General features: G+C 41.5%; 14 protein-coding genes. All 14 read left to right on the top strand.

Annotation, left to right across the window (positions count from 1 at the left end; translation table 11 throughout):
* Window positions 1–98 precede the first annotated feature (98 nt).
* The 14 genes from rpsG (at window position 99) to DW059_RS01885 (ending at window position 16502) form a co-directional block, all read left to right on the top strand.
* Window positions 99–569: a 30S ribosomal protein S7 gene (rpsG, locus tag DW059_RS01945; protein ID WP_207659146.1), complete on the top strand. Its 471-nt coding sequence runs from the start codon at window positions 99–101 to the stop codon at window positions 567–569.
* A gap of 50 nt (window positions 570–619) precedes the next feature.
* Window positions 620–2737, top strand: a complete 2118-nt coding sequence (gene fusA / locus DW059_RS01940; RefSeq protein WP_117697237.1) for an elongation factor G — start codon at window positions 620–622, stop codon at window positions 2735–2737.
* Between the two features lie 116 nt (window positions 2738–2853).
* Window positions 2854–4041, top strand: a complete 1188-nt coding sequence (gene tuf / locus DW059_RS01935; protein ID WP_117697235.1) for an elongation factor Tu — start codon at window positions 2854–2856, stop codon at window positions 4039–4041.
* Window positions 4042–4148: 107 nt separating this feature from the next.
* A complete protein-coding gene (locus DW059_RS16065) occupies window positions 4149–4520 on the top strand; it encodes a PucR family transcriptional regulator ligand-binding domain-containing protein (protein WP_199534288.1) in 372 nt (123 codons plus the stop codon).
* Entirely contained in the window at window positions 4490–5344 is an 855-nt protein-coding gene (locus DW059_RS01930) for a PucR family transcriptional regulator (protein WP_199534287.1), read from the top strand. The genes DW059_RS16065 and DW059_RS01930 overlap by 31 nt, the downstream gene beginning before the upstream one ends.
* A gap of 181 nt (window positions 5345–5525) precedes the next feature.
* Window positions 5526–6431: a transporter substrate-binding domain-containing protein gene (locus DW059_RS01925; protein ID WP_022243681.1), complete on the top strand. Its 906-nt coding sequence runs from the start codon at window positions 5526–5528 to the stop codon at window positions 6429–6431.
* 49 nt (window positions 6432–6480) lie between these two features.
* On the top strand, window positions 6481–7236 hold the full coding sequence (locus DW059_RS01920) for an amino acid ABC transporter permease (RefSeq protein WP_022243680.1): 756 nt from the start codon (window positions 6481–6483) through the stop codon (window positions 7234–7236).
* Window positions 7237–7247: 11 nt separating this feature from the next.
* Complete coding sequence (locus DW059_RS01915) at window positions 7248–7988, top strand: amino acid ABC transporter ATP-binding protein (RefSeq protein WP_022243679.1); 741 nt, start codon at window positions 7248–7250, stop codon at window positions 7986–7988.
* 15 nt (window positions 7989–8003) lie between these two features.
* Window positions 8004–8669: a cytidylate kinase-like family protein gene (locus DW059_RS01910; RefSeq protein WP_117697233.1), complete on the top strand. Its 666-nt coding sequence runs from the start codon at window positions 8004–8006 to the stop codon at window positions 8667–8669.
* A gap of 245 nt (window positions 8670–8914) precedes the next feature.
* Window positions 8915–11524, top strand: coding sequence for an ATP-binding protein (locus DW059_RS01905; protein ID WP_117697231.1), 2610 nt, complete (start codon window positions 8915–8917; stop codon window positions 11522–11524).
* Between the two features lie 17 nt (window positions 11525–11541).
* On the top strand, window positions 11542–12486 hold the full coding sequence (locus DW059_RS01900; RefSeq protein ID WP_117697229.1) for a GTP-binding protein: 945 nt from the start codon (window positions 11542–11544) through the stop codon (window positions 12484–12486).
* A gap of 442 nt (window positions 12487–12928) precedes the next feature.
* A complete protein-coding gene (locus DW059_RS01895) occupies window positions 12929–14146 on the top strand; it encodes an aspartate aminotransferase family protein (protein ID WP_117697227.1) in 1218 nt (405 codons plus the stop codon).
* 214 nt (window positions 14147–14360) lie between these two features.
* Window positions 14361–14966 carry a cytidylate kinase-like family protein gene (locus DW059_RS01890; protein WP_022243674.1) on the top strand — a complete coding sequence of 202 codons (606 nt, stop codon included), beginning with the start codon at window positions 14361–14363 and terminating at the stop codon, window positions 14964–14966.
* A 12-nt stretch (window positions 14967–14978) separates the two neighbouring features.
* Entirely contained in the window at window positions 14979–16502 is a 1524-nt protein-coding gene (locus DW059_RS01885; RefSeq protein WP_117697225.1) for an APC family permease, read from the top strand.
* Window positions 16503–16574: the final 72 nt, after the last annotated feature.

Below are 16574 nucleotides of genomic sequence, written 5' to 3'. Positions count from 1 at the left end.
GAGAGACACATGTGAGTACCGTTGAATTAATCGAAACAAATACTACATGACAGGCACAATGACCTGTGATGCAAAACATGATTAAGGAGGGAAGTAACGTGCCACGTAAAGGACATACTCAGAAAAGAGACGTATTAGCAGATCCGATGTACAATAACAAAGTGGTTACCAAGCTTATCAACAACATTATGTTAGATGGTAAGAAAGGTATTGCACAGAAGATTGTATACGGTGCATTTGACAGAGTTGCAGAGAAGACTGAGAGACCAGCTCTTGAAGTATTCGAGGAAGCTATGAACAACGTTATGCCAGTACTTGAGGTAAAGGCTAGACGTATCGGTGGAGCAACTTACCAGGTACCTATCGAAGTTAGACCGGACCGTCGTCAGGCTCTGGCTCTTCGTTGGCTTACACTGTTTTCACGCAAGAGAGGCGAGAAGACAATGGAAGAAAGACTGGCAAATGAGATCATGGATGCAGCAAACAATACTGGTGCATCTGTAAAGAAAAAAGAAGATATGCACAAGATGGCAGAAGCAAACAAAGCTTTCGCACACTATCGTTTCTAATCAGAACGAGAGCATATTTTTTCGGTTAAGAAAATTAGGAGGAAAAAACCTTGGCTGGAAGAGAATATCCGTTAGAGAGAACCAGAAACATTGGTATTATGGCGCACATCGATGCTGGTAAAACAACGTTGACAGAGCGTATCCTTTATTATACCGGTGTTAACTATAAGATTGGTGATACTCATGAAGGTACTGCTACCATGGACTGGATGGAGCAGGAGCAGGAAAGAGGTATTACCATTACTTCAGCCGCTACGACATGTCACTGGACTTTGGAAGAGTTTACAAAGCCAAAGAAAGGTGCTTTAGAGCATCGTATCAATATCATTGATACTCCTGGACACGTAGACTTTACGGTTGAGGTTGAGCGTTCACTTCGTGTACTGGACGGCGCTGTCGGCGTGTTCTGCGCAAAAGGTGGAGTAGAGCCTCAGTCAGAAAATGTATGGCGTCAGGCTGACACATACAACGTACCTAGAATGGCATTCATTAACAAAATGGATATCTTAGGTGCAAACTTCTACGGAGCTGTAGATCAGATTCGTACAAGATTAGGTAAAAATGCAATCGTTCTTCAGTTACCAATCGGTAAAGAAGATGATTTCAAGGGAATTATCGATTTGTTTGAAATGAAAGCTTACATCTACAATGATGATAAGGGAGATGATATCTCCGTAACAGACATTCCGGACGATATGAAAGACGACGCAGAATTATATCATACCGAACTGGTTGAGAAAATCTGTGAGTTAGATGACGACCTTATGATGCAGTATTTAGAGGGAGAAGAGCCATCTGTTGAAGATATGAAGGCTGCCCTCAGAAAAGGTACCTGCGAGTGTACAGCAGTTCCGGTATGTTGTGGTTCTGCTTACCGTAACAAGGGTGTTCAGAAATTATTGGATGCTATCGTAGAATATATGCCAGCTCCAACAGACATCCCAGCTATTAAGGGTGTTGACCTTGAAGGAAATGAAGTAGAGAGACATTCATCTGATGATGAACCATTCTCCGCTCTTGCATTCAAGATTATGACTGACCCATTCGTAGGAAAACTTGCATTCTTCCGTGTTTACTCTGGTGTAATGAACTCAGGATCTTACGTACTGAATGCAACAAAAGATAAAAAAGAACGTGTAGGCCGTATCCTTCAGATGCATGCAAACAAGAGAGCAGAGCTTGAAAAAGTTTACTCTGGAGATATTGCAGCAGCCGTTGGATTTAAGTTTACAACTACTGGTGATACCATCTGTGATGAACAGCATCCGGTTATCTTAGAGTCCATGGAATTCCCAGAGCCAGTTATCGAGCTTGCTATCGAGCCTAAGACAAAAGCTGGACAGGGTAAGATGGGTGAAGCTCTTGCAAAACTTGCAGAAGAAGATCCTACTTTCCGTGCTCATACAAATACAGAAACAGGACAGACCATCATCGCTGGTATGGGTGAGCTCCATCTGGAAATCATCGTTGACCGTCTGCTTCGTGAATTCCACGTAGAAGCAAACGTAGGTGCTCCACAGGTTGCTTACAAAGAGACATTTACAAAGCCAGTTGATCAGGAATACAAATATGCAAAACAGTCTGGTGGACGTGGACAGTACGGACACTGTAAAGTTAAATTCGAGCCGATGGATGCTAACGGAGATGAACTCTTCAAGTTTGATTCTGCAGTTGTTGGTGGTGCTATTCCTAAGGAATACATCCCTGCAGTAGGCGAAGGTATCGAAGAAGCTACCAAAGCTGGTATCCTTGCAGGATTCCCAGTAGTAGGTGTTCATGCTACCGTATATGATGGATCTTACCATGAGGTCGATTCATCTGAGATGGCATTCCACATTGCCGGATCCATGGCTTTCAAAGAGGCTATGGCAAAAGCAGCTCCTGTAATTCTTGAGCCAATCATGAAAGTTGAAGTTACTATGCCGGAAGAGTACATGGGAGATGTTATTGGTGACATTAACTCTCGTCGTGGACGTATCGAAGGTATGGATGACATCGGTGGTGGAAAAATGGTTAAAGCATATGTTCCACTTGCTGAGATGTTTGGATACTCAACAGACTTACGTTCCAGAACTCAGGGACGTGGTAACTACTCAATGTTCTTCGAGAAATATGAGCAGGTTCCGAAGTCTGTACAGGACAAGATTGTTGCATCTAAAGCAAAATAATAAAAATGCTTGAAAAACTCGCAAGTTTTTTATATAATCAGAAATAGCCGAGTGACTTATTAAAATGTAAAAATAAGCGCCCAGAAAGGGCATAAAATTAAGGAGGACGTTTTAAAATGGCAAAAGCTAAGTTTGAAAGAACCAAACCACATTGTAATATCGGAACCATTGGTCACGTAGACCATGGTAAAACAACTTTAACAGCAGCTATTACAGCAGTTTTAGCAGCAAGAGTTGCAGGTAATACAGCTACAGATTTCGCTAACATCGATAAAGCTCCAGAAGAGAGAGAAAGAGGTATCACTATCTCTACAGCTCACGTTGAGTATGAAACAGAGAAGAGACATTACGCACACGTTGACTGTCCTGGACATGCTGACTACGTAAAGAACATGATTACCGGAGCAGCTCAGATGGACGGCGCTATCCTTGTTGTTGCTGCAACTGATGGTGTTATGGCTCAGACAAAGGAGCACATCCTTCTGTCTCGTCAGGTAGGTGTACCTTACATCGTTGTTTTCTTAAACAAATGTGATATGGTAGACGACCCAGAGTTAATTGAGTTAGTAGAAATGGAAGTTACAGAGCAGTTAGAGGAATATGGTTTTGAAGGCTGCCCAATCATCCAGGGTTCTGCTCTTAAAGCTCTTGAAGATCCTAACGGACCATGGGGCGACAAGATCATGGAATTAATGGATACTGTAGATAGCTATATCCCAGATCCACAGCGTGATACAGATAAACCTTTCTTAATGCCAGTTGAGGACGTATTCACAATCACAGGTCGTGGTACTGTTGCAACAGGTAGAGTAGAAAGAGGAACATTACATCTGAATGACGAACTTGAAATCCTTGGTGTTAAGGAAGATGTTCAGAAGACAGTTGTAACTGGTATCGAGATGTTCCGTAAACAGTTAGACGAGGCTCAGGCTGGTGATAACATCGGTGCACTTCTTCGTGGTGTTAACCGTGACCAGATCGTTCGTGGACAGGTTCTTGCTAAACCAGGTACTGTTACTTGCCACAGAAAATTCACAGCTCAGGTTTACGTTTTAACAAAAGATGAAGGTGGACGTCATACACCTTTCTTCAATAACTACAGACCACAGTTCTACTTCAGAACAACTGACGTAACTGGTGTTTGTGAATTACCAGCAGGTACAGAGATGTGTATGCCTGGTGATAACGTAGAAATGACTATCGAACTGATTCATCCAGTAGCTATGGAGCAGGGTCTTACTTTCGCTATTCGTGAAGGTGGTAGAACAGTAGGTTCAGGACGTGTTGCTACAGTTATCGAGTAATCTTTGCTCTTGCAATGAATTGCTAAAATAAGTAAAATTAACCCGGAGAGTGTTCGCACTTCTCCGGGTTTTTTGCAACTTGCACACAACCAACAGAGGGAGACATTATGGTTACTTGTAGAGACGTCAATAATTTGGATCTGGATGGAGTAGAACTGCTGACAGGGGAAGTGGGACTGGACAGAGTGGTGTCCTGGACATATTTTGTGCAGACGAAGCCATATGAAGATCATATGAATCCTGGCAACTTCGCACTGATTGTAGTGGATTATCTGAGGTTTGACATCGAGAAGACCTTTGAAACAATGGTAGAACTGAATGCATTGGGAATTTCCGGGCTTGCAATATCGATTGTGGATGACCGGGAGAAGATTCCACAGAAAATGATAGACAAGGCGGTTGAATTGAAATTGCCACTGTTCTATGTCCGCTGGGAAGGCGCAACCTCGTGGATATTGCACAGAGTATCGGGCAGCTGATACTGGAAACCAATATTACAAATAAGCGTACCGGGGACTATTTATATAATCTGCTGTTTGGATATGAAGTAAATGATAAATATATTGAAAAAATATCCAGCCAGTTTGGACTGGCTTTCGACCGGGCATATCGTGTTGGAATCATTGTAATTGACCGGAAATATGGAATTAACCTGGAGCAGGATGAGCATACTTATCTCTATTATACGGACTGTCTGAACCGGGAAGTAATGCATATGGAAAATCGTCCGATGTATATGCGTTTCTTAAATAAATTTGTGCTGCTGTTTGAGGCAACGGAGGATAAGGAGACAGAACGGCAGATTGAACAATTGCTAAAGAAACTGGACAGCCGCCCGCAGTTCGCTGGGCTGATACACAGTACCTGTATTTTGGGCGCAGCCTATACGAATCCGTCTGAATTTGGCAAGAGCTATCAGGAAGCAAAAAATCTGATTCCAAAGAAAGATTATCTGCCGAATCCTACTAATAAAAAAGTGCTTAGTGCCAGTTCCATGGGCATTTATAAATATATGTTTAACAATGGAAATCAGCAGGAGATATTGGACTACTGCAATGACAAATTAAAGAAGCTTGAGATGTATGACCAGACCAATGGGGCATTTCTGGTGGAGACACTGCTGGCATATTATATGAGTGGATTTAATGTGGGAAAGACAGCAGAGGCTTTGTATATCCATCGGAATTCCCTGCAGTACCGCCTGAAGAAGATAGAAGAAATACTGGAGGTTGACCTGGAAGATTCCATGGAATATCTCGATATTGTAAACTGTATTCTGGTAAAAAGATTGATGTTTAATTAAGATACTGTGCAAAATGCACAATCAAATTGTGCAATTTGAAAGTTGAAAAGAAGAAAAAGAAAGTATACTATACTGTCTATCAGCAAAGACGCTTTGAGAGAAAGAAATCTCAAGCGTCTTTTTTGATACTCTAGAGAAACAAAAAGTCGGCTTCACATTTGCATTTAAGGAGGAACATATTATGAATAAAAGAAAATTATTAGCATTGGTACTGACAGGAGTTATGGCAATATCTACATTGGCAGGATGTGGTTCATCAGATACAAAAACATCCGATACAGATGTGAAAACCTCAGAGACAGCAGAGACATCTGATAAGAATGTATTAAGAGTTGGAATGGAATGTGCATATGCTCCATTTAACTGGACACAGGACAGTGATACAACACCGGATGGAAGCAAGGCGGTTCCGATTTATGGATCTGACTATTATGCATATGGATATGATGTGGCAGTAGCCCAGAAGCTTGCTGATGAGATGGGAATGGATTTAGAGGTTCATAAAGTAGAATGGTCTTCCATTGGAATCTCATTAGATGCAGGAGATTATGATGTAATCATTGCAGGAATGGGAAAAACTGCAGAAAGAGAAGCTTCTTATTCATTTACAGAACCATATTATTACAGAGATAACTGTATCGTAGTAAAAAAGGGAAGTGCTTATGAAAATGTAAAAGGACTTTCTGATCTGGCAGGAACCGGATGTAAAGTAACAACACAGTTAGGAACCGGCTGGGTACCTCTTTTGGACCAGATTGAAGGTGCAGAGCAGTCAGGAAATTATGAGACAACATCCGAATGTTTCATGGCAATATCCAATGGTGTTGCAGATGTATGTGTCGTAGATTTGCCAACCGCACAGTCAGCAGCACTTACCAATGATGATCTTGTGATTATTCAGTTAGATGCAGATGATTCTTTCACCGGTGATGATGAAATGGTAAATGTATGTATCGCTACCAGAAAAGATGATACCGCATTAAGAGATAAAATCCAGGATGCTATGGATGCCATTGGCTGGAATGATAAAGCCAAAATGGATGAGCTGATGGATACTGTTCTGACACAGCAGCCGGCAGCAAACTAGAAATATTTCCAGCGTGAGCTGAGTAACAGATAAAGTGAGGTAGAGAAATATGTTAGTAGAAAATCCGAGTAATTCGTTAGAGTGGATGATATTTTTAGCCCAGAAATATGCAAGTATGTTTATCAAAGGAACCTGGCTTACGCTGGAAATTGCTGTAATCGGAACGCTGGTTGGTTTTGTGTTAGGCTATATTGTCGGACTTGTAAATGATGCAAAAATCAGCGAGGGTGATAATGTTTTCAAGAAGCTTCTGATGCGGCTTTTGAAAATCATTTTTACCGTATATGTGGAAATCTTCCGTGACACTCCAATGATTGTTCAGGCAATGATTGTATACTATGGAATAAAAATGCTGGGAGTAGAAATGACACCGGTATTTGCAGGTATTGTGGTAACGGTATTAAATACCGGAGCTTACATGGGTGAGACAGTACGTGCCGGAATCGGCTCCATTGATATGGGCCAGCGTGAAGGCGCATGGGCAATGGGGATGTCGCCATTTAAGACAATGTTGTATGTGGTATTGCCACAGGCATTTAAAAATATTATCCCGGAGATGGCAAATACATTCCTGACAAACCTGAAAATGACATCCGTATTAAATGTAATTGCAGTACAGGAACTTTTCATGGCTGCAAAAACAGTTGGAGGAAATTATTACAAATACTTCGAGTCATACCTGGTAATTGCAGTGATTTACTTTGTATTGTGCTTTGTCTTTGATAAGATTTTCAAATTTATTGAAAAGAAAATGCAGGGCAAGACAGATTACGCACTGGCAATTGAGTATATGGATAATCAGTAGGAGGAACGGATATGGGAGAGACAGTAATTTCAATTAAGGATTTGAGCAAATCATTTGGGAATCATGAGGTTTTAAGAAAAATAGATATTGATATAGAAGCAGGAGAAATTATCTGTATAGTGGGTTCTTCCGGTTCCGGAAAGTCAACGCTGCTGCGGTGTATCAATAAACTGGAGCGGCAGACCTCCGGTAAAATCCTTTACCATGATAAGGAAGTCCGGAATGTACAGAAGGACATCAATGAATACCGCTCCAGGGTGGGAATGGTATTTCAGTCCTTTAACCTATTTAACAATATGACTGTATTGCAGAACTGCATGCTCTGCACCAGAAAGGTGCTTCATATTTCCAAAGAAGAGGCATTTAACCGGGCAATCACACATTTAAAGGATGTAGGAATGGCTCCTTATATCAATGCAAAACCATCACAGCTTTCCGGAGGACAGAAACAGAGGGTTGCCATTGCAAGGTCTCTTTGCATGAATCCGGAAGTACTTCTTTTCGATGAGCCGACTTCTGCACTGGACCCGGAAATGGTAGGAGAAGTATTAAATGTTATGAAAGAGCTTGCCAAGACGGGACTTACAATGATTATTGTTACTCATGAGATGGCATTTGCAAGGGATGTGTCCACCAGAACCATTTTCATGGATTCCGGCTATGTGGCAGAGGATGCAGCTCCATCCGAACTGTTTACCAATCCGAAGAATCCGAGAACACGGGAATTCTTAAGTCGTTATTTAGCAGGTTAAAGGAGGACAGAAAATATGGAGAATTTTGTAATAACCTTTGCAAGAGGATTCGGAACAGGCGGAAAGGCGATTGCTTCCCAGCTGGCAAAGGAGTTAGGTATTCACTGTTATGAAAACCGAATCTTAACACTGGCAAGCCAGCTCAGTGGACTGGATGAGAATATTTTTCAGGAAGTAAATGAAAAAATGAGGGAGACCAGTGGATTTTCCAGCTTTTTAAGAGGACTGCCACGGTCAAGACGTTACATTTCCAGAAATGAAAAATTCGTATCGGATGACAAGCTGTTTGAATATCAGAGTGAAATTATTAAAGATCTGGCAGAAAAAGAGTCCTGCGTCATTGTCGGAAAATGTGCCGACTATGTACTGAAGGGCAAGCCAAATGTGGTGAGTATTTATATTGAAGCACCGAGAGCATTCTGTGTGAACCGTACCATGGAAAATATGGGCGTGAGCGAAGAGGTCGCTAATGCAACCATAGAGCGGACGGATAAATTCCGGGCAGATTATTATGAATATTACACCCATGGAAATTACTGGACAAACCCGGTCAATTATGACATGACATTAAACAGTGAGCGGGTTGGCGTGCAGAACTGTGTAAAAACGATTGAGCAGTACCTGATTATCAAAGGGCTGATTACACCGGATATGATACATCCGGCAGGAGAATTAAAATAAGAGTTTGGGATAAGAGTTTGAAGTAAAAAGTTTGAAATAAAAGTTCAAAATAAAAGTTCAAAGTAGGAACAGAGTTGGAAAATTAGAAAAAGACAGAAAAAAGCAGGAACACCGGAACTGGAACGGAGCTCCTGCTTTTTTGCGGCAATAAGAAAATGCTGGTGGCAGCTTCCACAGGGATTGTTTTATTGCGAATAAACTGGATTTTATATATAATGAAGTAAAACAACTCGGGAGAAAAATTGATGGAAGCAGGAATGATTACAACAGTGCTTTTGGTGGCATGTGCAACTATATGTATTGGCGTTGGCATCTTTTACTTTTTTATTAATAATACGAAAAACAAGGGGCGGATTTGTATCCTGCTTCTGGGAATAGGAGGAGGAATCTGGGCACTGGGTTCAGCATTGTATGGAAATTGTACAGATGACAGATTGGCACAGGATTTCTTTTGCATGACAATTGTGGGCTTTAATTTATATGTCATTGCGATTGTAATTTATGTGGCGTGTCTGACTGGTGTAAAAATAAAGGGATATGGCCTGATGGTTGGATTAGGAATACTGACATCTCTGGTGGATGGTGTTTCTTTTGGAAGTATACGGATCCGCCATTTTTACAGGGTCAATGGAAGAACCTGTTTTACCACAGAATTTCATGGCAGCGTGTTTTATCACTGGATGTATATTATGCTTTGCTTTTTGTGCTGCATCTATATTGTATTATATTGGTCGAAGAAAATTATGCGTAAAAGTCAGAGAAAATATGTGGCATATATCATTCTGGGAAATACAATTATGCTTCTTTCGGCAATTCCGGATACGGTGTTGCCATTTTATGGAATTAAATCTTATCCCAGTTCGGTTTATGGTGTAACAGTTTCATTTTTAATGACTGTATTTTTTAGTATCCGGTATGATACTTTTGGAATATCAAAATTAACAGTTTCAGATTATCTGTTTAATCAGATTGACTATGGTGTGATGGTATATGATTATCAGAGAACACATATTTTACATAATACAAATGCAGAAGTGTTGTTTGGTGCAGATGTGGAACAGCCTTTTGAAGAACTGGTAACCTGCGAGGGCAATAAGGAAGAATTTGCAGAACAGCTTTATCAGGGAAAATTAGAGCATTGCAAGGTGAAATGCCTGCAGGGCAATCAGATTTTATCGGTAACTTCTTCGATGGTCTGCGATGAATATGGCGAGATGCAGAACACTATCGTAACACTGGTGGATATTACTTACGAAGAAGGACTTTTAGAGCGGCTACGGGTGTCAGACCGGGCGAAGACCGATTTCCTTACGAATATGTCCCATGAAATCCGTACGCCAATCAACGGTATTATGGGAATGAACAGTCTCCTGCTCCGGCAGATTGATACACTGCCAAGAGAGAAGATTGCAGAGTATGCAGGAAATATGCAGCGGGCCAGCAGAACTCTGCTTGCCATTGTAAATGACATTTTGGACATTTCCAAAATTGAATCAGGAAAGATGGAGCTGCTTTGCGAGGGTTATGAGCTGGCTTCCCTCATTAACGACTGCTATACGATAGTTGCCTCTAACTGCAAGAAAAAGAATCTGAATCTGTATATGGAAATTGATGAGAATCTTCCATCCATTTTATATGGGGATGATGTCCGTATCCGCCAGATAGTAAATAATTTCCTGTCCAATGCGGTAAAATATACCAAGCGTGGTTATGTAATTTTAAAAATTTCTTATAGCAGGATAGACGAGGAAAATATCAACCTGCGTATCGATGTAAAGGACAGCGGAATTGGAATCCAGAAGAAGGATATGGAGAACCTTTTCCAGAATTTCACAAGATTAGAAGAGCATAAGAACCGCAATATCGAGGGAACCGGACTGGGACTGAGCCTGACGAAACGTCTGGTAGATATGATGCACGGAGAAGTGCTGGTAGAAAGCCAGTATGGTGAAGGCTCAACATTTACGGCAATCATACCGCAGAAGGTCATCTGCGAAGATGGCATTGGTGATATGAAGCAGATTTTCGAAAACTATGAGCTTTCTGTCGGTGCTATGATGCCGGTACCTCAGTTTGCTGGCACGCATATCCTTGTGGTAGACGATATGGAAATGAACCGCATTGTGGCAAAAGAGATGCTGCTGCAGACTGGTGCAATCGTGGATGTGGCAGGCAGTGGAGAAGACGGGCTGACTCTGATGAAAGAGCAGCACTATGATCTTATTTTCATGGATCAGATGATGCCGGATATGGATGGCATTGCTACCTTTGAAGAAATGAAGCGAATGAATCATCAGAATAAAACTACACCGGTAATTGCCATGACAGCCAATGCGGTAAAAGGAGCAAAAGAAATGTATCTGCAGCATGGATTTGCAGGTTATATTTCCAAACCGATTTTCGAAGAGAAGATGTGGAAGATACTGGAACGTTTTCTGGCGGATAAGCAGACAGAGGCAGTGGAAAAGAAAAATTCTGACGGTGGAGCAGAAGAAAATAAGAAATTATTACAGGAGCGTTTTCCATACCTTGACACCGAGCAGGGAATGTCCGTATGCATGGAAGACGAAGATTTTTATTTTAAGATATTAAAAGTTTATCTGAAAGATGAGATGGTGGATACCCTGCAGCAGGATTATGAAGAAAAAGACTGGGTGCAGTATCAGATTCATGTGCATGGACTGAAAAATACGTCCGCAAATATCGGTGCCATGGAGTTGTCCGAACAGTTTAAGGGATTAGAGTATGCCATCAAGAATCATGACATTCCGGATACGGATTATATCCGAAGTCATCATGATAAAGTAATGGAGGCATACCAGGAGCTCTTGCGGCGGCTGGAGCGGGATGTCTGAGAAGGAGGAAGACAAACATGGTAAAAATCGACTTAATTACCGGCTTTTTAGGTTCCGGTAAAACAACATTTATAAGAAAATATGCCCAGTATCTGATGAAACAGGGCATGAATATTGGAATCTTGGAGAATGACTATGGCGCAGTAAATGTGGACATGATGCTGCTGCAGGATTTGATGGGAGATAGCTGTGAGCTGGAAATGGTAGCCGGAGGCTGTGATAAGGACTGCCACAGAAGACGTTTTAAGACAAAGCTAATCGCCATGGGCATGTGCGGATATGACAGGGTGCTGGTGGAGCCATCCGGAATTTTTGATGTGGACGAATTCTTTGATGCATTGCGGGAAGAACCGCTGGATCAGTGGTATGAGATTGGAAATGTAATTGCAATCGTAGATGCCAAGCTGGAAAAAGAGCTGTCCGATGAGGCAGATTTTATTCTGGCATCAGAGGTGGCAGATGCAGGCTGCATTCTATTAAGCCATGCCGATGAAGCTACAGAAGAAGAAATGGATGCAACGGTTGCACACATCAACGAAGCCTTGGAGAAGATTCACTGTAAGAGAAGACTGGGAAAAGAGATTCTGCGTAAGAGTACACCGCAGCTTACTTCGGAAGATTTGCATCGGATTATGAGCAGTGGCTATGTAATGGAAAATTATGAGAAAATGGATCTGGAGGAACACTCCGGCTTTGAGTCACAGTATTTTATGAATGTACCTATGACGGCAGAAAAATTGCAGAAGGTCGCAAAAGAAATCTTAGAAGACAGCTCCTGCGGAGCAGTATTTCGGATTAAGGGATTTATAAAAGCAGAAGATAATTCTTGGATACAACTCAATGCTACCCACAACGGAGTGCGGATGGAACCGATTCAGGAAGGTCAGGAAGTCATTATTGTAATCGGAGAGCATTTGCAGCGGGATAGAATCGAAGCATATATCGGAGCGGAGAGTGTATAAAGATAAAACGATACTATAGTGTACGAATGAATAATACAAATGTACAATATAATACACAAAGTAACACAATATATCCTATTAATTCTAACGAACAGACTGAAAAAAGCAGAAAAAACAGGAAAATGCGACTTTTTGTAAAAAAATATTGACAGGGCAAAAAAGACGTGATATTGTATAACTGTTCAAAATAATAGACAAACAAAAGCGAGGCGCTTACCAATCGGTAAGTGCCTTTTTTACTTTACAGGAAATTGCTTTCCTGTAAAGTAAAAAACGCTCCGCGAGGATGCGCACTGCGGCGTATAAGGTAGATGTCGCAAGCGACCGACGCAGGCGCGAGAATGTGCCGGGGCACATTCATTGTTCCGTCGATTGAACAAAACAAACCGGTTTAAAGAGAAAACAAAAAAAGAGTAAAGAATATGTCAAGGAGGATTCAATTATGAAATTAAAAGACACAGGATTAAGCGTACAGGACATTAAAGATAAAGTAAATAAATATATGATTGAAACATATGAGCGTTTTGATTTTCTGGCTGAGACAGCAGAGGGCATGTACCTCTATGATGAGAAAGGAACACCATATCTTGACTTCTATGCAGGAATCGCTGTTAACAATGCAGGAAACCGTAACCCGAAGGTAGTAGCAGCAGTCAAAGATCAGGTAGATGATATCATGCATACCTTCAACTATCCATATACCATTCCACAGGCACTGTTAGCAGAAAAAGTTTGTAAGACCATTGGCATGGATAAAATTTTTTATCAGAACTCCGGAACAGAAGCAAACGAAGCAATGATTAAAATGGCTCGTAAATATGGAATTGAAAAATACGGTCCAAATAAATATCATATCGTAACTGCTAAAATGGGATTCCACGGAAGAACATTTGGAGCAATGTCAGCAACCGGTCAGCCGGGAAATGGCTGCCAGGTAGGATTCGGACCAATGACTTACGGATTCTCCTATGCACCATACAATGACCTGGAGGCATTTAAAAATGCATGTACCGAAAATACAATCGCAATCATGATTGAACCGGTACAGGGTGAAGGCGGAGTACATCCGGCAACCATGGAATTCATGAAAGGCTTAAGAGAGTTTTGTGATGAAAAAGGAATGCTCTTATTATTAGATGAGGTACAGACCGGATGGTGCAGAACCGGTGCGGTAATGTCCTATATGAATTATGGTGTAAAACCGGATATCGTATCCATGGCAAAAGGTCTTGGCGGCGGAATGCCAATCGGTGCAATCTGTGCAACGGAAGAGGTCGCTAAAGCATTTACTCCTGGTTCCCATGGAACAACCTTTGGTGGACATCCAATCAGCTGTGCAGCAGCTTTGGCTGAGGTAGGAGAGCTCTTAGACAATGACCTGGCTGGAAATGCAAAGAAGATGGGAGATTATTTCTCAGCAAAATTAGAAAAATTACCGCATGTCAAAGAAGTAAGACATCAGGGCTTATTAGTTGGTGTAGAATTTGATGATACCATTTCCGGTGTAGATGTAAAACATGGCTGCTTAGACAGAAAGCTTCTGATTACAGCTATCGGTGCACATGTCATTCGTATGGTGCCGCCACTTATCGTATCCGCAGAAGAATGCGACAAGGCATATGCAATCATTGAAGAAACGGTAAAATCACTGGAAAAGTAAGAAATTTAGGAATCCGTGTCCTTCAAACCGGGCACCGGAAGAATAACAGAAAGATAAAAAAATAAGAAATAGAAAAGACGAGGATGTCACAGAAAATAAGTGTGCCCTCGTCTTTTTTATGCAGATAGTTGCCAGGCATCCATACGAAGCTGCCAGTGGCAGGTTCGTATGGATGAGAAAAACGTATGTATATACATTAAGGAAGGGAAGCAAAATGGAACATCTTGTTATTACAATAGGATGCGAATATGGCGCAAAAGGAAATCAGATTGGGAAAAAGGTTGCACAGGATTTAGGCATCAAGTTTTATGACCGTGAAACGGTAGATGAGATTATCAAAGAAGTAGGAATTCCCAAAGATATTATGGAAAAGGTAGAAGAAGGAGTGACCATTGCCGGTAAAGGAGCAGAAGGTGATGTCAGGGGTTCTTTCTCCAAATACGCTGATTTGACAGAACGTGCAATTCACGTCCAGAAAACAATTATTCGAAAACTCGCAGCAAGAGAGTCCTGTGTGATTATAGGACGTTCTGCTGATTATATTTTAAAAGAACAAAAACCAATATTACGCATTTTCATTTATGCACCGGATGAAATACGGATAAAGAATGTAATGGAAAGCCACAATCTTTCGGCAGATGATGCAAAATTGCTGATTGTGGAAAAAGATAAACGTTATCACAAAAGACATATGGCACTGACCGGAAGCAATCGTGGAGACAGACATAACAGGGATATGCTGATTAACAGCGATTTGCTGGGTGTGGATGGAACTGCACAGTTGATTGAAGAAGTAGCTGGAAAAGTATTTCAGGAATAGGAGGTAGTAAATATGGAACAGAAGAAAACAGAATTCAATAAAGTATTTAATGCCTGGGATATTCTTGTCATTGCATTTGGTGCCATGATTGGATGGGGCTGGGTCGTATCCTCCGGTGGCTGGATTCAGAAAGGCGGAGTTCTTGGAGCGGCTATCGGATTTGTTCTTGGTGGAATCATGATATTCTTTGTGGGATTGACTTATGCAGAACTTACAGCAGCCATGCCACAGTGCGGTGGTGAGCATGTGTTCAGTTACCGTGCAATGGGCTCAAATGGTTCCTTTATCTGTACATGGGCAATCGTCCTGGGATATGTCGGAGTTACCTGCTTTGAAGCATGTGCATTTCCAACGATTCTGACTTATCTCTGGCCGGGATTTTTAAAGGGATATCTTTATACGGTAGCTGGATTTGATATCTATGCTTCCTGGCTGATTGTAGCAATTATCGTTGCATTTTTAATTATGATAATAAACATTTTTGGAGCCAAAACAGCAGCTATTTTACAGACCATTCTTACTATTATCATTGGTGGAGCAGGAATTTTATTGATTGTTGCATCCGTCATCAACGGAAGTGTGGATAATCTTAACGGACAGATGTTTGCCGGCACATCAACCGGAGGTGGAATCAAGGCAGTACTCAGTGTTGCGGTGTTATCTCCATTTTATTTTATCGGATTTGATGTTATCCCACAGGCGGCAGAGGAAATCAATGTTCCACCGAAGAAAATTGGAAAAATGCTGATATTATCTGTTGTACTGGCAGTGCTGTTTTACTCGCTGGTTATCATTGCAGTAGGTCTGGTATTAAAGCCGGATGCCATTGCAGCATCACAGACAGGAACCGGTCTTGTAACCGCAGATGCCATGGCAGTAGCGTTTAAAACATCGGTCATGGCAAAAGTAATTATTGTTGGTGGAATGTGCGGAATCATTACTTCCTGGAATTCCTTTATGATTGGTGGTTCCCGTGCTTTATATTCCATGGCAGAATCCTATATGATTCCAAGAACTTTTGCAAAACTTCATCCAAAGCATAAGACCCCGTTAAATGCATTAATCCTGATGGGAATTCTTACGATGTTAGCACCGTTTGCGGGACGTGTCATGATGGTATGGATTTGTGATGCAGGTAACTTTGGATGCTGTCTTGCCTATTGTATGGTATCCATTTCATTTCTGATTTTAAGAAAGAAAGAACCGGATATGCCTCGTCCGTATAAAGTGCCTGGTTATAAATTTGTGGGTGTAATGGCAGTTTTAATGTCAGGATTTATGGTATGCATGTACTGCATTCCGGGAACCGGCGGCAGCCTGATTCTTCCGGAGTGGTTGATGGTTGGAGCCTGGAGCTTGCTTGGAGTTGTATTCTTTGCAATCTGTAAAAAGAAATACAAAGAGTCCTTTGGCAGTCTGGTACAGCTTATTTCAGATGAAGATGCAGCAACATTGATGCCGGAGGCAGATGATGTGGAGCTGGATCAGGTAATCGATGTGGCAATCGACCGTGTATTGGCGCGGATGGCAGGATAATGGAATGTATAGAGTGAAGAAAGCAGAATATAGAAAAGTCGAGTAGTAAGTTCTGAAAATACCGACAGAAAA

This window comes from Roseburia sp. AF42-8 (assembly GCF_003435965.1).
Classification (GTDB): domain Bacteria; phylum Bacillota; class Clostridia; order Lachnospirales; family Lachnospiraceae; genus Roseburia_C; species Roseburia_C amylophila.
The sequence above is the reverse complement of the archived record's forward strand: the minus strand, read 5'-3'. Positions and strand labels throughout refer to the sequence as shown.

Coding starts and splice junctions, on each gene's coding strand:
- DW059_RS01915 (WP_022243679.1), top strand. CDS start 7,248: ATGGGAGAGACAGTAATTTCAATTAAGGATTTGAGCAAATCATTTGGG.
- DW059_RS01885 (WP_117697225.1), top strand. CDS start 14,979: ATGGAACAGAAGAAAACAGAATTCAATAAAGTATTTAATGCCTGGGAT.
- DW059_RS01905 (WP_117697231.1), top strand. CDS start 8,915: ATGGAAGCAGGAATGATTACAACAGTGCTTTTGGTGGCATGTGCAACT.
- DW059_RS01890 (WP_022243674.1), top strand. CDS start 14,361: ATGGAACATCTTGTTATTACAATAGGATGCGAATATGGCGCAAAAGGA.
- DW059_RS01925 (WP_022243681.1), top strand. CDS start 5,526: ATGAATAAAAGAAAATTATTAGCATTGGTACTGACAGGAGTTATGGCA.
- DW059_RS01895 (WP_117697227.1), top strand. CDS start 12,929: ATGAAATTAAAAGACACAGGATTAAGCGTACAGGACATTAAAGATAAA.
- DW059_RS01920 (WP_022243680.1), top strand. CDS start 6,481: ATGTTAGTAGAAAATCCGAGTAATTCGTTAGAGTGGATGATATTTTTA.
- DW059_RS16065 (WP_199534288.1), top strand. CDS start 4,149: ATGGTTACTTGTAGAGACGTCAATAATTTGGATCTGGATGGAGTAGAA.
- DW059_RS01910 (WP_117697233.1), top strand. CDS start 8,004: ATGGAGAATTTTGTAATAACCTTTGCAAGAGGATTCGGAACAGGCGGA.
- DW059_RS01900 (WP_117697229.1), top strand. CDS start 11,542: ATGGTAAAAATCGACTTAATTACCGGCTTTTTAGGTTCCGGTAAAACA.
- tuf (WP_117697235.1), top strand. CDS start 2,854: ATGGCAAAAGCTAAGTTTGAAAGAACCAAACCACATTGTAATATCGGA.